This window comes from Pseudomonas sp. B111, from assembly GCF_026428275.1.
GTDB lineage: Bacteria > Pseudomonadota > Gammaproteobacteria > Pseudomonadales > Pseudomonadaceae > Pseudomonas > Pseudomonas aeruginosa.
Genome location: NZ_CP097857.1, coordinates 1,399,727 through 1,419,185, shown reverse-complemented (window position 1 = coordinate 1,419,185; position 19,459 = coordinate 1,399,727). Strand labels below are relative to the sequence as shown.

Here is a 19,459-nt window from a genome sequence, read left to right as displayed (position 1 = left end):
CTCGGGACGGCTGTCCCAGGTCAGTTTTTTTCGGATTGGAGTGGGGATGCGAATGGCGCTGGGAGCGTTCGGTGTTGACTGACTGGGCCGCGTACGCCGGGCTGTTCCTCTCGGCGTTCGGTTCGGCGACCCTGCTGCCGTTGCAGTCGGAAACCGTGCTGGCCGCCTTGCTGCTGCGCGGCGGCCAGTCGGTCGCGTGGCTGCTGGCGCTGGCCATCGTCGGCAATGTGCTGGGTTCCTGGGTCAACTGGTGGCTGGGTCGCTACCTCGAGCATTTCCGCGGTCGCCGCTGGTTTCCCGTGGGCGAGGTGCAGTTGCTCAGGGCGCAGCGACACTATCGCCGCTACGGCCGCTGGACCCTGCTGCTCAGTTGGGTGCCGGTCATCGGCGATCCGCTGACGCTGGTGGCCGGCATCATGCGTGAGCCCTGCTGGAGTTTCCTGCTGATCGTCGGCCTGGCCAAGACGCTCCGCTACCTCGTCCTGGCTGCGCTGGTGCTGGGCTGGGCCGGCTGAGCGCTTCGTCGGCGAGCGTAGAACTATTTTTCGCGGGGCAATGTCCATTGCTGCGAGGTGTAACTGCCGCCTCATCGCCCCCGGGGCCTTTAGTTGCCGCTGTGGTCCCGGGGGCTTCTCTTTTCCTGCCTGTTTCCGGCGATGCGAGGTGCGCAATGTCGAGGGTGGTTGCGGGATCGCTGGTCTGCCTGCTGCTCGGTTCGGCGCCGGCCTGGGCTTCCACGGCCGAGGCGTGGCAGGCGCACGACGCCATGGTGCGTGCCGCCTGCCTGAAAGCCAGCGGCTTGCGCCAGGTACGCGCGGTGGGGCAGGTACTGCCCTTCGACGATGAGGTGGGCTATTCGGCGCTGCTCCTGCAGGGCCGCTATCCGCAGCCGCACATGCAGGGCCGCCAGGGCCGCGAGCTGTGTCTGTACCGGCGCGCCACCGGCAAGGCCAGCGTCAGCGAGGCCGACGCCCTGCTCAAGCCTTGAGTTCGGGGTCGTCGTTGTCCGGAAGTTCGCGTTCGCCAGGGTCCTTGCCGTCTTCCGAATGGTGTTCGATCACCGCGTTCAGTTCTGCGCCGAACAGCACCACTGCCGCCGACAGGTAGAAGTACAGCAGGAGGATGATGATCGCCCCGATGCTGCCGTACATGGCGTTGTAGTTGGCGAAGTTCTTCACGTAGAAGCCATAGGCGAGGGACGCGGCGATCCAGGCGATCACCGAGAGCACCGAGCCGGGAGTGATGAAGCGGAAACGCTGCTCGACATCCGGCACCAAGTAGTAGAACAGCGCCACCGCGAGCATCAGCAGGAACACCGCAAGAGGCCAGCGCAGCCAGGTCCAGAGCGTCACCAGGTACTGTTCCAGACCGACCAGGCCGGCGATCCAGGCGATTACCTGCGGCCCGGTGACCATCAGGCCGGCCGCCACCAGCAACAACAGGGCGATGCCGAGGGTGTAGAGGATCGACAGGGAGAAGCGCTTCCATACCGGGCGGCTCTCCTTCACGTCGTAGGCGGCGTTGAGCGCGATCATCATCGAGCGGATGCCCGCCGAGGAGGTCCACAGCGCCACCGCGATACCGATCGACAGCAGGCCGCCTTTCTGCTGCTGCAACTGGTCGATCACCGGGTTGACCTGATCCATCGCCTCGGGCGGCAGCAGCAACGCCGCCTGCTCGCGCAGCCAGGCGAAGAACTCCGGCAGGTGCAGGTAGCCTACGAGGGTGATCAGCACCAGCAGGAACGGAAACAGCGAGAACAGCATCTGGTAGGCGAGGGCCGAGGCGTAGGTCGGCATGTCGTCCTCGAGGAACTCGTTCACGGTGCGCTTGACCAGGCCGAACAGGCCTATTTCCCGATAAGCCGTACGGAACATTCCATCTCCTTGCTGTGTGCGTGCCGATGACGATCGACCACCGATGGCCGCTTGCCGCCAGGCGTTTTCCGTTGGGTGAAATTCGTCGCGTCCTTTCTGGGACGCCACGGCGGGCGAATTGGTTCGTCGCCGGCGTCATCATTCGGTCGCATCCGTTAGCCAGACTGCGCCTGCCCGCCGCGCGGCGGGCCTCCGTCCAACTTCTCAGAAATGGAGCGCACCATGTCTGTCGACCTGAAGAAAATCGCCGCTGCCTTTCCCGAGTTCCAGTTGTCCAGCAAGAGCCGCCACGACGGCGCGCTGTTGTTGCAGTTGCAGGCCGCCGACGGCCGCTACGTAGCTCGCACCATACCCTCGCCGCAGCTCAGCGCGCCGCCGGAGACCGAATGGCTGATCCGCAGCATCCGCCGGGAACTGGCCGTGCCGGGCATGGAAATGGCGATGGCGGCACGCTGAGTTTTTTCGCCGCGGGAACCGATGATGCGATAATTCCGCCTTTCCACACAGCTGACGGGAAGGCAATGAAGCGCGAGAAGGTTCGGGACAGGCAGGCGGCAGGGAAGATCTCGGCGACCCACATCATCGCCAATCCCACCCTGGCCAGGGAATGGATCGTGTTCTTCAAGAAGGACGGCGGGCGCAGCTATTTCCTGGTCGACGAGAGCGACGAGGTGATGTCGTTTCGCCGGCTCGACGACGCGGTCAAGGAGCTGCGCGGGCTGGGCATCAAGTTCGCGGAGATCCATCTGTAGGAGCGGCGTCGCGCGGTCCCCACTGGCCAGCCTTGCGCGCCCGTGCTTCTTCCTCGGCGAACCGGTACTGGCCACGCGCCTCGGCTGTCTGACCGCTGTCCGGCGCGTCGCGCCAACTGGCCAGGCCAATGGTCAGCAGGGCCAGCCCGGCATCCAGGGTATGTCCGCAGGTGGGGCAGTCGGCCGGGGTCACCCAGGCCGCGCCGAGGATGCGGAAGCGCGCGTCGCGGCCTTGCTCGCGGATGGTCGCCGATTTGCCGAGCAGCATGTCTTTCAGGGCTTCCCGGGCGCGCCGACGCCAGGGCTCGGCGGCCGGTAGCTCGACGGCGTCGAGCTGGATGCGTAGCGCCTTGTTCGCCCCGGGCAGGCGGCAGCCCAGGCTGGCGTCGTCGTGTATCGCCACCACCGTGCAGTCGAAGCGGCGCTCCCCGGCGTCGGCGGCGAACGCCAGGGCGGCGCAGAGCGGCAGCAGGGCGAGGGTGCGGAAGATCATGGGCTACTCCGGCGGAGGTCAGCGTCGACGCGAGGATAGGTTGCTGCAGGTCGCCAGGTCCACCGGGCCGACATAGGGATTGCCCCAGCCCATCACGCAACCGACCATGTGGTTGCGCTGGCGCTCCCAGGTCTGTGGCGGGTACTGCTTGTGCCAGGCGTTGTAGAGCTGGCGATCCTGCTTCGACAGGCGCAGGCCGTAGCGGTCGCTCATGTAGAAGTAGGTGCGGGCGATCATCCCGCGGATCTGCGTGCGTGGCATCGCCTTGCGCGCCTTGAAGTCCACCACCATCGGGCAGGCGCCGTATTGCTGGGGTTTCTGCGGCAGCCAGCCGAAGCCGAAGTTGCTGCGGTCGCCATTGACCTCGCCGATGCTCGGCACCAGGTTGTGCAGGTCGGCCTCGGCGCGCTGGTAGGTGCTGTCGTGCCTCGCGCAGTTGCTCCGCCCGCCGTTCTGCCAGCAGCGCCGCTGGTGACCGATCACCCAGGCCGGAACGATGTGTTCCCACTCGATGCGCCGCGCGCGGTTGGCGTTCTTCCTCGGCTTGTAGCCGCAACTGGCGAGGTCGACGCGATTTCCCGAGTAGCGGCAGCCGCAGTAGAACTCCACGGATTGCCGGGCGTAGAGCTTCCAGCCGATTTTCTTCGCTTCGGAGAACGTGCGCGGGGCGTTGGCCTGGCCGGCGCTGGCGAGGAGGAGGGCGAAAAGGCCTACAAACAAACGGGAAAGCATGCGGCAACTTCCAAAAAAATCCGCATGTTACTGATTTTGCAGGAGATGCCAATCGTGGCCAGTCCATGGCCAGGCGAGGGCGGACCTTCCCGTTTGCGCCGCGTCCATGCGATGGTTAGTATGCGTTACGTATATGTTTTGTAGTCGAGGTGTAGTGTGGGCCTGGTGAAGATTTCCGAGCAATTGCACGAAGAGGCGCGCATCGCCTGCAAGGCCATGTCGCGCTCGATCAATGCCCAGGCCGAGCACTGGATGCGCATCGGCATGCTGATCGAAGCCAATCCCGGCCTGACCTATGCGCAGGTGCTACGCCAATTGATGGACGAAGCGCGCGAAAGCGACCGCCGCGAGCAGGACGCGGCGAGGATCTCGGGATGATCAAGAGCGCGGAGGAAATCCAGCGCATGAGCGTGGCCGGCGCGCTCACCGCGAAAGTCCTCGAAGCCCTCGACGAGGTGGTGCGGCCAGGCATCAGCACGGCAGAGATCGACCGCTTCTGCGAGCGCTACATCGTCGACACCCTCGCGGCGATTCCCGGCAGCAAGGGGCAGTACGGCTATCCGTTCACGGTGAACACCTCGGTCAACGAGGTGGTCTGTCATGGCTGGCCGTCGGCGCAGCAGATCCTCCGCGACGGCGATATCGTCAACGTCGACGTCACGGTGATCAAGGACGGCTATTTCGGCGACAGCAGCAAGATGTACCGGGTCGGCGCCATCGACCGCCAGGCGCAGAAGCTGCTCGACGTCACCCGCGAATGCCTGTACCGGGCGATCCGCGTGGTGCGCCCGGACGCCACCCTCGGCGATATCGGGCATGCCAGCCAGAGTCACGCCGAAGCCAACGGTTATTCGGTGGTCCGCGAATACTGCGGGCATGGCATCGGCCGCAAGATGCACGAGGCGCCGCAGGTCCTGCACTTCGGTCGCGCTGGCGCGGGTGCGCGGCTGAAGGCCGGGATGACCTTCACCATCGAACCGATGATCAACCAGGGCGGCCACGCGGTGAAGCTGCACAAGGACGGCTGGACCGTGACCACCCGCGACCGCCGCCTGTCGGCCCAGTACGAGCACACCGTGCTGGTCACCGAGCGGGGTTGCCGGGTCCTGACCCTGCGCGAAGAGGAGCGCGAGGCGCTGGCCGACCTGGCTGGCTGATCGACGCCCGGCCTGGTTACACTGCGACGACTTTTCCTAAGGGAGGCTGGCGGGTGTCCGGCAGGCGTTTTGGCGAGTTCGAACTGCGCGCCACCTGGTTGCGCGAGGACAGCGGCTATCTGGCCGAGATCGAGATAACCAGCATCGACGACGGACGCACCGAATGGCTGGTGCTGCCGGGCCAGCCGCCGTGCGAGAGTGCGGCGGCCGCGCTGTCGCTGGCGGAAGCGGCGCTGTACCGGGTGCGCGGCTTCGATGCGCGGGGCCGGCCGCTGTTTTCCGACTGAGCCTGCTGGCAAATCGCATGGTGCATTTCGCACGATCTTGCAGTTTGCACGGGCCGCTTCGCTGAGTATTTTCACAACTTATTGATTTTAAATGGTTTTAATTTTCCATGTGGCTGGCATGAAAGCTGCCACCTTTCCCCGTGTTGCGGCTGCGCTGAAGTTCGCGGTCGGTTTTCATGCAAGAGGGGATAAACGATCATGGAAAAGTCCATCAAGATGCTGTTCGATGCCTTCCAGGCCACCTTTGCCGTATCCACCCAGATGCGTCCGGACGGCGGCGCCCTGCTGACCCTGCGCAACGGCGAAGAGATCGTGACCCGTCGCGTGGTGTCCGCCGCCCAGTTGGCCGACGAGAAGCGCATGTACTGGTTCATCAACGCCGTGCGCCGCGACCTGGCCCTGGAGGCGGGGAGCCTGCCGGTGGATGTGGTCGGCACCCTGCGTCGTCTGCAGGAGCGCGGCCTGCCGAGCTACATGGCGGGCTGAACGGTTCGTCCGGAATCCTGGCGGAGACCTCCGGCAGGGCGGGCGAGAGTGCTAGAGTGAAGCTTCGAGGGGGGCTGGGCGAGGATCGACCGGCCCCCGCTCGTGTCGGAAGGGAAGGCCAGGGCTGGCCTGCCCGTTCGGCGCTTCGGCAGGCTGGCGCAGAACGATGCAAGGTCGTTCGGGTCAGCATCAGGGATGAAATGACTGACAGGAGTCGGGATGCTGCGTTACGTCGTGGGTTTTCTCGCGTTCACCGTGCTGGCGGCCTATCTGTTGCTGGGGGTTTCCCAGCACGCCTTCCTGCCGTGACCGGTCGGCGTGGCGGCTTCAGCTGCGTTGTGGAAGAGGCTGTGGCGGTCGCGCGGGATGCCGGTTTTCGGCTTGCCGTGCCTTGCGTTGCAGGCGCGCGCGCCGACGCGGCACGCGCAGGAAGGCCCACAGGGTGACGCCGGCGAGGCCCAGCCAGGCGACGATCAGCAATGTGACGAAGGATTCGGGAGTCATGGTTCGTCCTCCTCTTACCCAAGGATAGACCCTGCGGGAAGGGGAATTACTGCAATCGGTCTTCGACCATGGTCTGAAACGCGGTCACTCGGGGCCGGCGCCGACCAGAGCCAGGCAGCCGGTCAGGCTGGTCAGCAGGGGCAGGGCGAGCAGGAAGGCCAGCCAGATGGCCTCCATGCGCAACAGCGTGGCGCCGAGGAACAGCGCGACCAGGAGGATGGTCATGAGCAGGGCGGTCCAGCCGAAGTACATGGCGAAGTTGTCGATGCCCAGGCCGATGCCCCAGCCCAGCAGCAGGGCCCATACCCCGGCCAGCGCCAGGCCGAGAGCCAGCATGCTCGCCAGGGTCCGGGCGGACGGGGCATGCAGCGGGTGGTTGCGGAATAGCTCGTAGAAGATCGGCGTATTCATCGGCGTCACCTCCGCAGGGGAACTTCCAGCCTAGCCCAGCGGGCGAGACGGCCCTAGACCTATTTGTCATTACGGGGCGTGACCTCAGGCCGCTAACATCCATCTTTTCCAGGCGATGCCGTGCATCGGGCTGCGGGCCCGCTCACCGTTCGTCGCGCTGAGTCGAAAAAGAAACCGAAAGGGTTGCGTGCATGAGTGGCGAACTCGCCTCGTTCGAGGTGGATGGGTATCAACTGGTCTATCAGGACCTGGGCGAGGGCACGCCGGTGCTACTGGTCCACGGTTCGCTGTGCGACTACCGCTACTGGCAATGGCAGTTGCGCAGCCTCGGCGAGCGCCACCGGCTGATCGTGCCGAGCCTGCGTCACTACTACCCCGAGCGCTGGGACGGGCAGGGTGCGGACTTCACCAGCGCCCGCCACGTCGCCGACCTGCTGGCGCTGGTCGAGCGGCTCGGCGAGCCGGTACACCTGCTCGGCCATTCCCGTGGCGGCAACCTGGCGTTGCGCCTGGCGCTGGCCGCTCCGGACGCCCTGCGTTCGCTGAGCCTGGCCGATCCCGGCGGCGACTATGCCGCCGAGGTCTACGCTCACGCCGGCCTGCCTGCGCCCGAGGAGCCATTGGAACGCAACCAGTTCCGGCGCCAGGCGCTCGAATTGATCCGTGGCGGCGAGGCGGAACGGGGACTGGAACTGTTCGTCGATACGGTGAGCGGCGCCGGGGTATGGAAACGCTCGTCGGCGACGTTCCGCCGAATGACCCTGGACAACGCCATGACCCTGGTCGGGCAGGTGGCCGACCAGCCGCCGGCGCTGGCGCTGTCGGAACTGCGCTCGATCGACCTGCCGAGCCTGATCCTCAATGGCGAACGCAGCCCGCTGCCATTCCCGGCCACCGCCGAGGCGCTGGCGGCGGCCCTGCCGCGCGCCGAGCTGCAACGCATCCAGGGCGCGTCCCATGGCCTCAATGCCACCCGTCCGGCGGCTTTCAACCGGTCGGTACTGGAGTTCCTGGCGCGCGTCGATGGCGTTGCGCCGGACGTGGAAACGTCCTGAAGCGAGGTCGAGCGAACTGACCGCTCGTCAGCTCGCCGCGGATGCTTTACCATGGGCGCTTCGCGCCGGATCAGCTCCGGCGTTTTTCGTCAGTATCCATTCCCAGTGATCTCCGTCCGCGCGCTTCGGCGCAGGGGTGCCGCAAGGCGCCTGCCACTGTGAGGCAGGCCGGCCCGGCGGGCGACGCTTACTGGCACATCCCAACCCACGTGGCCTTTGGTAGGGGTCACCACTAGGAGAGGAGGCGCCATGCCCATCATTACTCTTCCCGACGGCAGTCAACGTTCCTTCGATCACCCGGTCTCCGTGGCCGAGGTGGCCCAATCCATCGGCGCGGGCCTGGCCAAGGCGACCCTCGCCGGCAAGGTCGACGGCCGCCTGGTCGACGCCTGCGACACCATCGATCGCGACGCGACCCTGCAGATCATCACGCCCAAGGACGAGGAAGGACTGGAGATCATCCGCCACTCCTGCGCCCACCTGGTCGGCCATGCGGTCAAGCAGCTCTATCCGACCGCGAAGATGGTCATCGGCCCGGTGATCGAGGAAGGCTTCTACTACGACATTTTCTTCGAGCGCCCCTTCACCCCCGAGGACATGGCGGCGATCCAGCAACGCATGCGCGAGCTGATCGACAAGGACTACGACGTGATCAAGAAGATGACCCCGCGCGCCGAGGTCATCGAGCTGTTCAAGTCCCGTGGCGAAGACTACAAGCTGCGCCTGATCGACGACATGCCGGACGAGAAGGCCATGGGCCTGTACTTCCATGAGGAGTACGTGGACATGTGCCGCGGCCCGCATGTGCCGAACACCCGCTTCCTCAAGGCGTTCCAACTGACCAAGATTTCCGGCGCCTACTGGCGCGGCGACTCGAAGAACGAGCAACTGCAACGTATCTACGGCACCGCCTGGGCCGACAAGAAGCAACTGGCGGCCTACATCCAGCGCATCGAAGAGGCCGAGAAGCGCGACCATCGCCGCATCGGCAAGCAGCTCGACCTGTTCCACCTGCAGGAAGAGGCGCCGGGCATGGTGTTCTGGCACCCGAACGGCTGGAGCGTCTACCAGGTGCTCGAGCAGTACATGCGCAAGGTCCAGCGCGACCATGGCTACGTCGAAGTGCGTACCCCGCAGGTGGTCGACCGCATCCTCTGGGAGCGTTCGGGCCACTGGTCGAACTACGCCGAGAACATGTTCACCACCTCCTCGGAAAGCCGCGACTACGCGGTCAAGCCGATGAACTGCCCGTGCCACGTGCAGATCTTCAACCAGGGCCTGAAGTCCTACCGCGACCTGCCGCTGCGCCTCGCCGAGTTCGGCGCCTGCCACCGCAACGAGCCGTCCGGCGCGCTGCACGGGATCATGCGCGTACGCGGCTTCACCCAGGACGACGCGCATATCTTCTGCACCGAAGAGCAGGTGAAGAAGGAAGCGGCCGATTTCATCAAGCTGACCCTGCAGGTCTACCGCGACTTCGGTTTCACCGACATCGCCATGAAGCTGTCGACCCGTCCGGCCAAGCGCGTCGGTTCCGACGAGCTGTGGGATCGCGCCGAAGGCGCGCTGGCCGATGCGCTGAACGAATCCGGCCTGGCCTGGGAATACCAGCCGGGCGAGGGCGCGTTCTACGGGCCGAAGATCGAGTTCACCCTGAAGGACTGCCTCGGCCGTAACTGGCAGTGCGGCACCCTGCAGTACGACCCGAACCTGCCGGAGCGCCTGGACGCCAGCTACATCGCCGAGGACAACAACCGTAAGCGCCCGGTGATGCTGCACCGTGCGATCCTCGGATCCTTCGAGCGCTTCATCGGCATGCTCATCGAGCACTACGCCGGAGCCTTCCCGGCCTGGCTGGCGCCGACCCAGGCAGTGGTGATGAACATCACCGACAAGCAGGCCGATTTCGCCGCCGAAGTGGTGCGGGTCCTCGGGGAAAGCGGATTCCGTGCCAAGTCCGACTTGAGAAACGAGAAGATCGGCTTTAAAATCCGCGAGCATACTTTGCTCAAGGTTCCCTATCTCTTGGTTATTGGAGATCGGGAAGTTGAATCGAAGGCCGTCGCGGTGCGTACGCGCGAAGGGGAAGACCTGGGCTCCATGCCCGTCACCCAGTTCGCTGAGCTGTTGGCACAGGCGGTTTCCCGGCGTGGTCGCCAAGACTCGGAGTAATCATTATTAAGCGTGAAATGAGACAGGATAAGCGAGCTCAACCGAAACCCCCGATCAACGAGAACATCTCGGCTCGTGAGGTACGGTTGATTGGAGCTGATGGCCAGCAGGTTGGTGTTGTTTCGATCGATGAGGCGATCCGCCTAGCCGAAGAGGCGAAGCTGGACCTGGTTGAGATTTCGGCCGACGCGGTGCCTCCTGTCTGCCGCATCATGGACTACGGCAAGCACCTGTTCGAGAAGAAGAAGCAGGCTGCGGTCGCCAAGAAGAACCAGAAGCAGGCGCAGGTCAAAGAAATCAAGTTTCGTCCAGGGACGGAAGAAGGGGATTACCAGGTAAAACTACGCAACCTGGTACGTTTCCTTAGTGAAGGGGACAAGGCCAAGGTATCCCTGCGATTCCGCGGCCGTGAGATGGCTCACCAGGAGCTGGGGATGGAGTTGTTGAAGCGGGTCGAAGCCGACCTCGTGGAGTACGGCACCGTCGAGCAGCATCCTAAGCTGGAAGGACGCCAGCTGATGATGGTCATCGCTCCCAAGAAGAAAAAGTAACCACCAGGGCACTGGCAGGCCTTGCGGTTATGCGTAATCACTCAATGCGGAGTATCCGAACATGCCAAAGATGAAGACCAAAAGTGGCGCGGCCAAGCGCTTCAAGAAGACTGCTGGTGGCCTCAAGCACAAGCACGCCTTCAAGAGCCACATCCTGACCAAGATGACCACCAAGCGTAAGCGTCAACTGCGCGGCACCTCGATGCTGAACAAGTCTGACGTTGCGCGCGTAGAACGCTCCCTGCGTCTGCGCTGATTATTAAGGTAGAGGATTAATTCATGGCTCGTGTTAAGCGTGGCGTTATCGCCCGTCGTCGTCACAAGAAAATTCTGAAGCTCGCCAAGGGCTACTACGGTGCACGCTCGCGCGTGTTCCGCGTTGCCAAGCAGGCGGTGATCAAGGCTGGCCAATACGCCTACCGTGACCGTCGTCAGCGCAAGCGTCAGTTCCGCGCACTGTGGATCGCCCGTATCAACGCTGGTGCTCGTCAGAACGGTCTGTCCTACAGCCGCCTGATCGCCGGCCTGAAAAAGGCGGCCATCGAGATCGACCGTAAGGTCCTGGCCGATCTGGCAGTGAACGAAAAAGCGGCGTTTACCGCGATTGTCGAGAAAGCGAAGGCAAGCTTGGCTTAAGCCCTACGACAATCACCGGACCTCGGTCCGGACGTAACGTCACCGATAGGGGAAGAGCCTTACCGCTCTTCCCCTATTTTGTATCTGGAGTCCATACATGGAAAACCTGGATGCGCTGGTCTCTCAAGCATTGGAGGCTGTGCGACACACCGAAGACGTCAATGCCCTGGAGCAGATCCGGGTTCACTACCTCGGCAAGAAAGGCGAACTGACCCAGGTGATGAAGACCCTGGGCGACCTGCCGGCCGAAGAGCGGCCGAAGGTCGGCGCGCTGATCAACGTGGCCAAGGAAAAGGTCCAGGATGCGCTGAACGCGCGTAAGACCGAGCTGGAAGGGGCCGCGCTGGCCGCCCGGCTGGCCGCGGAGCGCATCGATGTCACCCTGCCTGGTCGTGGCCAGCTGAGCGGCGGCCTGCATCCGGTCACCCGCACGCTGGAGCGCATCGAGCAGTGCTTCAGCCGCATCGGCTACGAAGTCGCCGAAGGCCCGGAAGTCGAAGACGACTACCACAACTTCGAGGCGCTCAATATTCCGGGCCACCACCCGGCGCGTGCCATGCACGATACTTTCTATTTCAATGCGAACATGCTGCTGCGTACCCACACCTCACCGGTGCAGGTGCGGACCATGGAGTCTCAGCAGCCGCCGATCCGCATTGTCTGCCCGGGGCGCGTCTACCGCTGCGACTCCGACCTGACCCACTCGCCGATGTTCCACCAGGTGGAAGGCCTGCTGGTGGACGAGGGTGTCAGCTTCGCCGACCTCAAGGGCACCATCGAGGAATTCCTCCGCGCCTTCTTCGAGAAGCAGCTCGAAGTGCGCTTCCGTCCGTCCTTCTTCCCCTTCACCGAGCCCTCGGCTGAAGTGGACATCCAGTGCGTGATCTGCAGCGGCAACGGCTGCCGCGTGTGCAAGCAGACCGGCTGGCTGGAAGTCATGGGTTGCGGCATGGTGCACCCGAACGTGCTGCGCATGTCCAACATCGATCCCGAGAAATTCCAGGGCTTCGCCTTCGGCATGGGCGCCGAGCGCCTGGCCATGCTGCGCTACGGGGTGAACGACCTGCGTCTGTTCTTCGATAACGATCTGCGCTTCCTCGGACAATTCCGCTAGGCCAGAACGCAACCGGATTCCTTAGGAGAACAGGATGAAATTCAGTGAAAAGTGGCTGCGGAGCTGGGCAAATCCGCAGGTTTCCCATGACGAGCTGGTCGCTCGCCTGTCCATGGTCGGCCTCGAGGTCGACGCCGACCTGCCGGTCGCCGGCGCCTTCAGCGGCGTGGTGGTCGGCGAGGTGCTCTCGACCGAACAGCATCCGGACGCCGACAAGCTGCGCGTCTGCCAGGTCAGCAACGGCAGCGAGACCTTCCAGGTCGTCTGCGGTGCGCCAAACGTGCGCGCGGGCCTGAAGATTCCCTTCGCCATGATCGGCGCCGAACTGCCGGGCGACTTCAAGATCAAGAAAGCCAAGCTGCGTGGCGTCGAGTCCTTCGGCATGCTCTGCTCGGCCAAGGAATTGCAGATCAGCGAAGAGAACGCCGGTCTGCTCGAGCTGCCGGCCGACGCGCCGGTCGGCCAGGACGTCCGCACCTACCTGGAGCTGGACGACTACACCATCGAGGTCGGCCTGACCCCGAACCGCGGTGACTGCCTGTCGCTCGCCGGCCTGGCCCGCGAAGTCAGCGCCATCTACGACGTCCCGCTGGCGCTGGTGGCGGTGGACGCGGTCGCCGCGCAGCACGACGAGACCCGTCCGGTCGAACTCGCCGCGCCGGCCGCCTGCCCGCGCTACCTCGGCCGGGTGATCCGCAACGTCGACCTGAGCCGGCCGACCCCGTTGTGGATGGTCGAGCGCCTGCGCCGTTCCGACATTCGCAGTATCGATCCGGTGGTCGACGTCACCAACTACGTGATGATCGAACTGGGCCAGCCGATGCATGCCTTCGACCTTGCCGAGATCAACGGCGGCGTGCGCGTGCGCATGGCCGAGGACGGCGAGAAGCTGGTCCTGCTCGACGGCCAGGAAATCACCCTGCGCGCCGACACCCTGGTGATCGCCGACCACCAGCGCGCCCTGGCCATCGCCGGGGTGATGGGCGGCGAGCACAGCGGCGTCAGCGACAGCACTCGCGACCTGTTCCTCGAAGCCGCGTTCTTCGACACCATCGCCCTGGCCGGCAAGGCCCGCTCCTATGGCCTGCACACCGACTCCTCGCATCGCTTCGAGCGCGGCGTCGACAGCCAGTTGGCGCGCAAGGCCATGGAGCGCGCGACGCGCCTGATCCTCGACATCGTCGGCGGTGAACCGGGGCCGATCGTCGAGCAGGTCAGCGAAGCGCACCTGCCGAAGGTCGCGCCGATCACCCTGCGCGCCGAGCGCGTGACCCAGATGCTCGGCATGCCGCTGGACGCCGCCGAGATCGTGCGCCTGCTGCAAGCCCTGGAACTGACTGTGGTAGCCGACGGGGAAGGGCAGTGGTCGGTCGGCGTACCGAGCCATCGCTTCGACATTTCCCTGGAAGTCGACCTGATCGAGGAACTGGCCCGTCTCTACGGCTACAACCGCCTGCCGGTGCGCTACCCGCAGGCGCGCCTGGCGCCGAACAACAAGCCGGAAGCGCGCGCCGCGCTGCCGCTGCTGCGGCGCCTGCTGGTCGCCCGCGGCTATCAGGAAGCGATCACCTTCAGCTTCATCGATCCGGCCCTGTTCGAACTGTTCGATCCGGGCACCCAGCCGCTGACCCTGGCCAACCCGATCTCCGCCGACATGGCGGCGATGCGTTCCAGCCTCTGGCCGGGCCTGGTCAAGGCGCTGCAGCACAACCTCAACCGCCAGCAGTCGCGGGTCCGCCTGTTCGAAAGCGGCCTGCGCTTCGTCGGTCAACTGGAAGGCCTGAAGCAGGAAGCCATGCTCGCCGGCGCCATCTGCGGCAAGCGCCTGCCGGAAGGCTGGGCCAACGGCCGTGACGGCGTGGACTTCTTCGACGCCAAGGCCGATGTCGAGGCAGTGCTGGCCAGTGCCGGCGCCCTCGGCGACTTCAGCTTCGTGCCCGGTGAGCACCCGGCGCTGCACCCGGGGCAGACCGCGCGCATCGAGCGGGACGGGCGGCTGGTCGGCTACCTGGGCGCGCTGCATCCGGAACTGGCGAAGAAACTCGACCTCGAGCAGCCGGTGTTCCTCTTCGAACTGCTGTTGGCCGAAGTGGTCGACGGTCACCTGCCGAAGTTCCGCGAGCTGTCGCGCTTCCCCGAAGTGCGCCGCGACCTGGCGCTGCTGGTGGATCAGGACGTGCCGGCACAAGACATCCTGACACAAATCCGTGCGGCGGCCGGCGAATGGCTGACGGACCTCAGGCTGTTTGATGTGTATCACGGTAAAGGCATTGATCCGCATAGAAAAAGCCTTGCCGTCGGCTTGACCTGGCAGCATCCATCGCGCACTCTTAATGACGATGAAGTCAATAGCACGACGCAGAACATCGTCACGTCGTTGGAAGAAAGGTTCAATGCCACGTTAAGGAAATAGCGTATGGGGGCTCTGACGAAAGCTGAAATTGCGGAACGTCTGTACGAAGAGCTGGGCCTGAACAAACGGGAAGCCAAGGAGTTGGTGGAGCTGTTCTTCGAAGAGATCCGCCAGGCGCTGGAGCACAACGAGCAGGTCAAGCTGTCCGGTTTCGGCAACTTCGACCTGCGCGACAAGCGCCAGCGCCCCGGACGCAACCCGAAGACCGGCGAAGAAATCCCGATCACGGCCCGCCGCGTTGTCACCTTTCGTCCAGGGCAGAAACTGAAGGCCAGGGTTGAGGCATATGCTGGAACCAAGTCATAACGACGAGCTGCCACCGATTCCCGGCAAGCGCTACTTCACCATCGGCGAAGTCAGCGACTTGTGCGCGGTCAAGCCCCACGTGCTGCGCTACTGGGAGCAGGAGTTCCCGCAGCTCAACCCGGTGAAGCGCCGCGGAAACCGCCGCTATTATCAGCGCCAGGACGTGCTGATGATCCGCCAGATCCGCGCGCTCCTCTACGACCAGGGCTTCACCATCGGCGGGGCGCGCCAGCGCCTCTCCGGCGACGAGGCCAAGGACGACGTCACCCAGTACAAGCAGCTCATCCGCCAGATGATCGCCGAGCTGGAGGAAGTCCTGCTGGTCCTGAAGAAGTGACGGAAGCAAAAAAAACTTCCACTTATCAGAAGCTTAGTATATAGTGCGGCTCACTTCGGAAGCACAGCCACTGAGCTTGGAAGTACAGTCGGGGCGTAGCGCAGCCTGGTAGCGCACTTGCATGGGGTGCAAGGGGTCGAGTGTTCGAATCACTCCGTCCCGACCAAAAAACCCTAGAAAATCCAATCACTTAGCGGTGGTTGGATTTTTTTATGCCCGATGGTTTTGTTGCGATTCCAGGAAAATGGCTTTCTGGTTGCCAATTGGTTGCCAATTGAGATTGGCTTATCCATGATGTCTTTTTGGCTATTTGGTCACAAAAGCCGAGCCCAAGGTCTCATGTTGGTAGTGCAAGGTGCATAGCCAGAGCCTGAGGGCCCAATTTTTGTTGGGGAGCTTGAATAATGCTTGGATTGACTTTACGGGAAGAGTTTCGAGGCAAGCGCCTCAAAGGGACAGCAATCGAGCTCTCCAACGACGCAAATACTGGTGCGACGCAAATTGCCGCACAGCAGTTTCTTGAGATCACCTATCCGACCCATGACCTGTTAAAGGGCATTGAGGCCGTAGGCCCTAACCAGGGGCGCCCGGTGGTAGTGATCGGGGAGCGTGGTCTAGGTAAGTCCCACTTGATGGCTGCTCTTTATCACGCCGTTAACGATCCAGTATCGACTGGGGCCTGGCTAAACGGATGGGCTGCCACGCTAGGTGATGCCCATGTCAGTCAGATCGCTTTGCGCAATGGAATGTTGGTCATTGGCGAGAGCCTTCACCGCCAGCGCTACAAATTTTTGTGGGATTTGTTGTTCGAGCGCCATCCTCGCGGCGAATTTATCAAAGGTAAGTGGGAGGGTATGGGGGCGGCCAAGACCGATATCCCATCTGACAAACTCATCGTTGAGCTCCTAGAGCACACGCCAACAATGTTGCTGCTGGATGAATTCCAGACCTGGTACGACGGCCTGACAAATACTAAGCAGTACCCATGGAAGAACTGGGCGTTTAACTTCATCCAGATCCTTTCGGAGATTGCCAAAGAGCGGCCAGATTTGTTGGTGCTCGTGATCTCCGTCCGTAATGGTGGCAGCGATGCCTACCAGCAGGTACACCGCGTTAATCCTGTAGCCATTGACTTCAAAGCGGGGGGCAATGCTGAGCGCATCCAGCAGGATCGGCGGCGAATGTTGCTGCACCGTTTGTTCGACAACCGTCTTCAGATAGCTGACGGCACTATTGAGTCATTGGTCGCCCAGCACGTCTCAGAATACTTCCGCCTGCTTGATGTGCCGCCGGCCGAGCAGGAGCGCAAACGCCGCGAATTCACCGAGTCTTGGCCTTATGCACCACACCTGTTGCGTCTGCTGGAGGAACAGGTGCTGATAGCCACTGACGCGCAGGAAACGCGCGACATGATTCGTATCCTGGCCAACCTTTACAAGAGCCGTGGCGAAGCAGTGCCTGTGCTCACCGCCGCCGACTTCCGGCTGGATGACGATGCCTCGGGCATTGGCGCGCTGTTGGACTCGGTGTCCAACGAGCACCATCGCACCCTGCGAGAAAAGGCACAGCACAACATCATCTCGGTAACCGAGGCAGTGTACGACCATGCAGATCTTGCGCCGCATTTACAAGAGATTGTGGGCGCACTGTGGCTGCGGTCGATTGCCGTTGGCAATCTTGCCGGGGCCGATCCAGCCACGCTGCAGGTTGACATCACGCGTAGCAAGCCGGTAGACGGTAATGCCTTCCAGGTTGAACTGGCGACGATTGTTGAGAACAGCTTCAACATCCATCAGGACGGCCCACGCCTGGTCTTCCGTGAGGAAGAAAACCCACGGGCCAAATTGATGGCTTGTGCCCGTAACGACAAACTGTTCACCGATGGCTCTGATCAGGCGCAGCTGGCCAAGCAGATTCGCTACGTAATCGGCGGCAGCGACGAGGTCGCAAAAAACTTCCGTGTAATTGCATTGCCGAGATCCTGGCAGACAGACCCATGGACACCACTTGACGAAGCCGAGCAGCCTGAGCGCTGGGATGACCGTCTGCCCGTCCTGGTACTACCGGAAGAGCCGGAAAAAATTGATCAGGCACTTGGCCGCTGGCTCAAAGATCACCTGCAAAAGCGTCGTAACACCATTCGCTTCCTGCTGCCCAGATCTGGTTCCACCAATGCATTCCTGGATCGAGATCTGCTCATCCTCGCACGCGCTGAAATGAAGGCGCAGGAGTGGAGCGGCCAGAGCCCGGAATACAAAAAACTGCACAAAGAGTTCGAAGGCACCCTGCGTGAAAACCTTAAGAGGCGCTTTGACCGTTTCGCTGTACTGCACCGCTATGATCACCAGAGCCCATTGCAATCCCTTTTCAGTGTCGAGCATCTGAAAAAGCAAGGAGCACAAATCCCCGAAGGTATCGAGGAAACGCTGACCAACGATCTTTTCGTGCCTGAAGACTTCGAAGACCTCGTGCTCGAGGCCGCCTCGGAAAATGCGCCCCTTGGCAAGCTACTGCGCGAGCTGCAGGAACCCCGCCCGGCTGGCCAGGACTGCATCCCCTGGCTGGGTGAAACCACCATGAAGGAGCGCATCCTGCGCCTATGCGCACGCGGCAAGATCGCCATCAACCTGCGTAATTTGGAGCATCTGCAAACCCACGCAGGCGAAGACGAGGAATCGGCGTGGCGGCGCTTGCGGCCCAAACTGTCCTACACCGGGCGTCAACTGGATGAAGTTTTCCTCATGGAGCCCTCGGCCGTGCCCGCTACCGGCGGCACTACGCCACAGGTGCCGCAATTACCCGCAGCTGGAACCGGAGGCGACATCTTTGGGGGGGGCACCGCTTCCGGTGTACAAGAACCGCACCCCGGTACTTCGCCCGAGCCAGCCCCAGCACCTGGCGAAATCTTCGGTGGTACTGGCAGTACTACCAAACTGCGCATCCCGCTCTCCAACCCGCCAACCTCGCCGCTCAACCTGATCGGCAAGCTTGAAGGATGGGGCATTGGCCCAGCCACGCCCGTGGCAGAGGTCTCGATCAGAGTGTCTGCTGGTCAAAGCACGCAGATTACCGGTGCTCAGCTCAAGGAACTGCTTAAGAAGTTGCCAGACGGAATGACTTTCGAGTTGAGTCTTGAGAAGGAGGACAGCTGATGGCACTCGATGCAGCAATATTGCAGCGCCTAACTCAAGGTTCCGCATCGGATGCGTGGCAATTCATTATTGAGCGCACGCTTGATATCGCTTCACGACCATTGGCCGAGAGCAACGCACCGGGCGAGGTCGTCAAGCGCGACCGAGAGATCGGAGAGCTTGATCTGTTTCTCGCTTCCAGTGGTTGGGATCTGTGGCAGTGTTTCGGTCAACCCGAGATCAGCGCTGTCGAGCGCACTTCCGATCGTCTAGCTCGTTGGTGGGCCGAGCCGAGCTATGGCAATAACGCAGCCCGTGCTGTGCTGGTTCTGGATGCCTTGAGCTTGCGGGAGCTGCCTTGGTTGCTGCAGGGCGCCAAAGAGCGCGGTTTTACTCTGCAAGGTGTTACAGCTACCGCCTCTGAGTTGCCTAGTGAAACCAACCAATTCGCCCGTGCACTGGGCTTGGCAAGTCGCAGTCAATTGCAGGCCAACGGAGGTGGCTTAGCTCACAAGCTGCAACCGGCTCAGACTGAGACCATCGATCTACCTTGGAAGGACTGTGAAAGTCTGGTTCTCAGTGCGTCCGGGGCGAAGAACTGGGTGTTCTGGCATCACTGGCCGGATGCCAAGCTGCATGACTACGGCGCAGGCCAGGGGCTTGAGCTGCTGACCAAGGACGCAGCGCAGCAGCTTTCCAGCGAGGACTTTTGGGCCTTTGTTGAGCGCCTGGCTACTGGGCGGCGCTTGGTCATTACCTCGGATCACGGCTACGCCGCCACGGGTTACTTCCCCGATGCCGATGGTGAGGTCGCTGCCCACCTCAAACAGACTTTTTCCAGCGGGCGTAGTAATGCTGGTAATGGTGACCCTGGCCCCTTCGTTCCTCCGGTTGCTTTGCAAATTCAGAGTCCTCACGGGACTCATTTGTTGGCTATGGGGCGAAGAAAATGGCGTAGCCAAGGCGGTTACCCGACTCTGACGCACGGAGGCCTCTCGCTGTTGGAGGTGTTGTCGCCATTTGTTGAGCTGACCAAATAGGCGGG

24 protein-coding genes and 1 tRNA gene are annotated in these 19,459 nt (G+C 62.9%); 20 read left to right on the top strand and 5 right to left on the bottom strand.

Annotated features, from left to right (window positions below; all coding sequences use genetic code 11):
* The first annotated feature begins 71 nt into the window (after window positions 1–71).
* Both M6E97_RS06545 and M6E97_RS06540 read left to right on the top strand, forming a co-directional pair.
* Entirely contained in the window at window positions 72–515 is a 444-nt protein-coding gene (locus tag M6E97_RS06545; RefSeq protein ID WP_003114414.1) for a YqaA family protein, read from the top strand.
* A gap of 155 nt (window positions 516–670) precedes the next feature.
* Entirely contained in the window at window positions 671–988 is a 318-nt protein-coding gene (locus tag M6E97_RS06540) for a hypothetical protein (protein ID WP_003108875.1), read from the top strand.
* Here the strand turns inward: M6E97_RS06540 and M6E97_RS06535 are convergent.
* Entirely contained in the window at window positions 978–1,877 is a 900-nt protein-coding gene (locus M6E97_RS06535) for a YihY/virulence factor BrkB family protein (protein WP_003090797.1), read from the bottom strand. The genes M6E97_RS06540 and M6E97_RS06535 overlap by 11 nt on opposite strands.
* A 222-nt stretch (window positions 1,878–2,099) precedes the next feature.
* Here M6E97_RS06535 and M6E97_RS06530 point away from each other — a divergent pair, with 222 nt between their 5' ends.
* A complete protein-coding gene (locus tag M6E97_RS06530) occupies window positions 2,100–2,333 on the top strand; it encodes a DUF3509 domain-containing protein (RefSeq protein WP_003090796.1) in 234 nt (77 codons plus the stop codon).
* Between the two features lie 65 nt (window positions 2,334–2,398).
* Window positions 2,399–2,629, top strand: a complete 231-nt coding sequence (locus tag M6E97_RS06525) for a hypothetical protein (RefSeq protein WP_003090795.1) — start codon at window positions 2,399–2,401, stop codon at window positions 2,627–2,629.
* Here the strand turns inward: M6E97_RS06525 and M6E97_RS06520 are convergent.
* Together M6E97_RS06520 and M6E97_RS06515 are read right to left on the bottom strand one after the other, a co-directional pair.
* The gene (locus M6E97_RS06520) at window positions 2,604–3,122 is read right to left on the bottom strand and encodes a thermonuclease family protein (RefSeq protein WP_033939296.1); all 519 of its coding nucleotides are present in this window, start codon (window positions 3,120–3,122) and stop codon (window positions 2,604–2,606) included. The two genes, M6E97_RS06525 and M6E97_RS06520, sit on opposite strands and share 26 nt — an antisense overlap.
* Before the next feature lie 18 nt (window positions 3,123–3,140).
* Window positions 3,141–3,854, bottom strand: coding sequence for an endonuclease (locus M6E97_RS06515; protein WP_033939297.1), 714 nt, complete (start codon window positions 3,852–3,854; stop codon window positions 3,141–3,143).
* Between the two features lie 156 nt (window positions 3,855–4,010).
* On the opposite strand from M6E97_RS06515, the gene M6E97_RS06510 reads away from it, so the two are divergent.
* The 4 genes from M6E97_RS06510 (at window position 4,011) to M6E97_RS06495 (ending at window position 5,784) form a co-directional block, all read left to right on the top strand.
* Window positions 4,011–4,232 (top strand): ParD-like family protein, encoded by a 222-nt coding sequence (locus tag M6E97_RS06510; protein WP_003090688.1) that lies wholly within the window; start codon window positions 4,011–4,013, stop codon window positions 4,230–4,232.
* On the top strand, window positions 4,229–5,011 hold the full coding sequence (map, locus tag M6E97_RS06505) for a type I methionyl aminopeptidase (protein ID WP_174217694.1): 783 nt from the start codon (window positions 4,229–4,231) through the stop codon (window positions 5,009–5,011). The genes M6E97_RS06510 and map overlap by 4 nt, the downstream gene beginning before the upstream one ends.
* Window positions 5,012–5,064: 53 nt before the next feature.
* The gene (locus M6E97_RS06500) at window positions 5,065–5,298 is read left to right on the top strand and encodes a hypothetical protein (RefSeq protein ID WP_023094654.1); all 234 of its coding nucleotides are present in this window, start codon (window positions 5,065–5,067) and stop codon (window positions 5,296–5,298) included.
* A 198-nt stretch (window positions 5,299–5,496) separates the two neighbouring features.
* Window positions 5,497–5,784 carry a DUF3509 domain-containing protein gene (locus M6E97_RS06495; RefSeq protein ID WP_003090684.1) on the top strand — a complete coding sequence of 96 codons (288 nt, stop codon included), beginning with the start codon at window positions 5,497–5,499 and terminating at the stop codon, window positions 5,782–5,784.
* Window positions 5,785–6,111: 327 nt separating this feature from the next.
* Here M6E97_RS06495 and M6E97_RS06490 read toward each other — a convergent pair whose 3' ends face one another.
* Together M6E97_RS06490 and M6E97_RS06485 are read right to left on the bottom strand one after the other, a co-directional pair.
* Window positions 6,112–6,288: a hypothetical protein gene (locus tag M6E97_RS06490; protein ID WP_003099098.1), complete on the bottom strand. Its 177-nt coding sequence runs from the start codon at window positions 6,286–6,288 to the stop codon at window positions 6,112–6,114.
* An 84-nt stretch (window positions 6,289–6,372) separates the two neighbouring features.
* Window positions 6,373–6,699: a hypothetical protein gene (locus tag M6E97_RS06485; RefSeq protein WP_003090681.1), complete on the bottom strand. Its 327-nt coding sequence runs from the start codon at window positions 6,697–6,699 to the stop codon at window positions 6,373–6,375.
* Between the two features lie 191 nt (window positions 6,700–6,890).
* Between M6E97_RS06485 and M6E97_RS06480 the strand changes: the two genes are divergently transcribed.
* The 12 genes from M6E97_RS06480 to M6E97_RS06425 all read left to right on the top strand — a co-directional run bounded on the left by M6E97_RS06480 (window position 6,891) and on the right by M6E97_RS06425 (window position 19,454).
* On the top strand, window positions 6,891–7,754 hold the full coding sequence (locus M6E97_RS06480) for an alpha/beta fold hydrolase (RefSeq protein WP_003114410.1): 864 nt from the start codon (window positions 6,891–6,893) through the stop codon (window positions 7,752–7,754).
* Window positions 7,755–8,003: 249 nt separating this feature from the next.
* Complete coding sequence (thrS, locus tag M6E97_RS06475; RefSeq protein WP_031636046.1) at window positions 8,004–9,926, top strand: threonine--tRNA ligase; 1,923 nt, start codon at window positions 8,004–8,006, stop codon at window positions 9,924–9,926.
* Entirely contained in the window at window positions 9,926–10,477 is a 552-nt protein-coding gene (gene infC / locus M6E97_RS06470) for a translation initiation factor IF-3 (protein WP_003119938.1), read from the top strand. The genes thrS and infC overlap by 1 nt, the downstream gene beginning before the upstream one ends.
* Before the next feature lie 61 nt (window positions 10,478–10,538).
* Window positions 10,539–10,733: a 50S ribosomal protein L35 gene (gene rpmI, locus M6E97_RS06465; protein WP_003090673.1), complete on the top strand. Its 195-nt coding sequence runs from the start codon at window positions 10,539–10,541 to the stop codon at window positions 10,731–10,733.
* 23 nt (window positions 10,734–10,756) lie between these two features.
* A complete protein-coding gene (rplT, locus tag M6E97_RS06460; protein ID WP_003099086.1) occupies window positions 10,757–11,113 on the top strand; it encodes a 50S ribosomal protein L20 in 357 nt (118 codons plus the stop codon).
* 97 nt (window positions 11,114–11,210) lie between these two features.
* Window positions 11,211–12,227: a phenylalanine--tRNA ligase subunit alpha gene (gene pheS, locus M6E97_RS06455; RefSeq protein ID WP_003090666.1), complete on the top strand. Its 1,017-nt coding sequence runs from the start codon at window positions 11,211–11,213 to the stop codon at window positions 12,225–12,227.
* 34 nt (window positions 12,228–12,261) lie between these two features.
* Complete coding sequence (gene pheT, locus M6E97_RS06450) at window positions 12,262–14,640, top strand: phenylalanine--tRNA ligase subunit beta (RefSeq protein ID WP_023115907.1); 2,379 nt, start codon at window positions 12,262–12,264, stop codon at window positions 14,638–14,640.
* A gap of 3 nt (window positions 14,641–14,643) precedes the next feature.
* Window positions 14,644–14,946 carry an integration host factor subunit alpha gene (gene ihfA / locus M6E97_RS06445; RefSeq protein ID WP_003090661.1) on the top strand — a complete coding sequence of 101 codons (303 nt, stop codon included), beginning with the start codon at window positions 14,644–14,646 and terminating at the stop codon, window positions 14,944–14,946.
* On the top strand, window positions 14,927–15,283 hold the full coding sequence (locus M6E97_RS06440) for a MerR family transcriptional regulator (protein WP_003090655.1): 357 nt from the start codon (window positions 14,927–14,929) through the stop codon (window positions 15,281–15,283). Before ihfA ends, M6E97_RS06440 begins: the two co-directional genes overlap by 20 nt.
* An 89-nt stretch (window positions 15,284–15,372) precedes the next feature.
* A tRNA-Pro gene (locus tag M6E97_RS06435) sits at window positions 15,373–15,449 on the top strand.
* 238 nt (window positions 15,450–15,687) lie between these two features.
* The gene (locus M6E97_RS06430) at window positions 15,688–18,435 is read left to right on the top strand and encodes a DUF499 domain-containing protein (protein WP_033988893.1); all 2,748 of its coding nucleotides are present in this window, start codon (window positions 15,688–15,690) and stop codon (window positions 18,433–18,435) included.
* Complete coding sequence (locus M6E97_RS06425; RefSeq protein ID WP_033988890.1) at window positions 18,435–19,454, top strand: hypothetical protein; 1,020 nt, start codon at window positions 18,435–18,437, stop codon at window positions 19,452–19,454. Before M6E97_RS06430 ends, M6E97_RS06425 begins: the two co-directional genes overlap by 1 nt.
* Window positions 19,455–19,459: the final 5 nt, after the last annotated feature.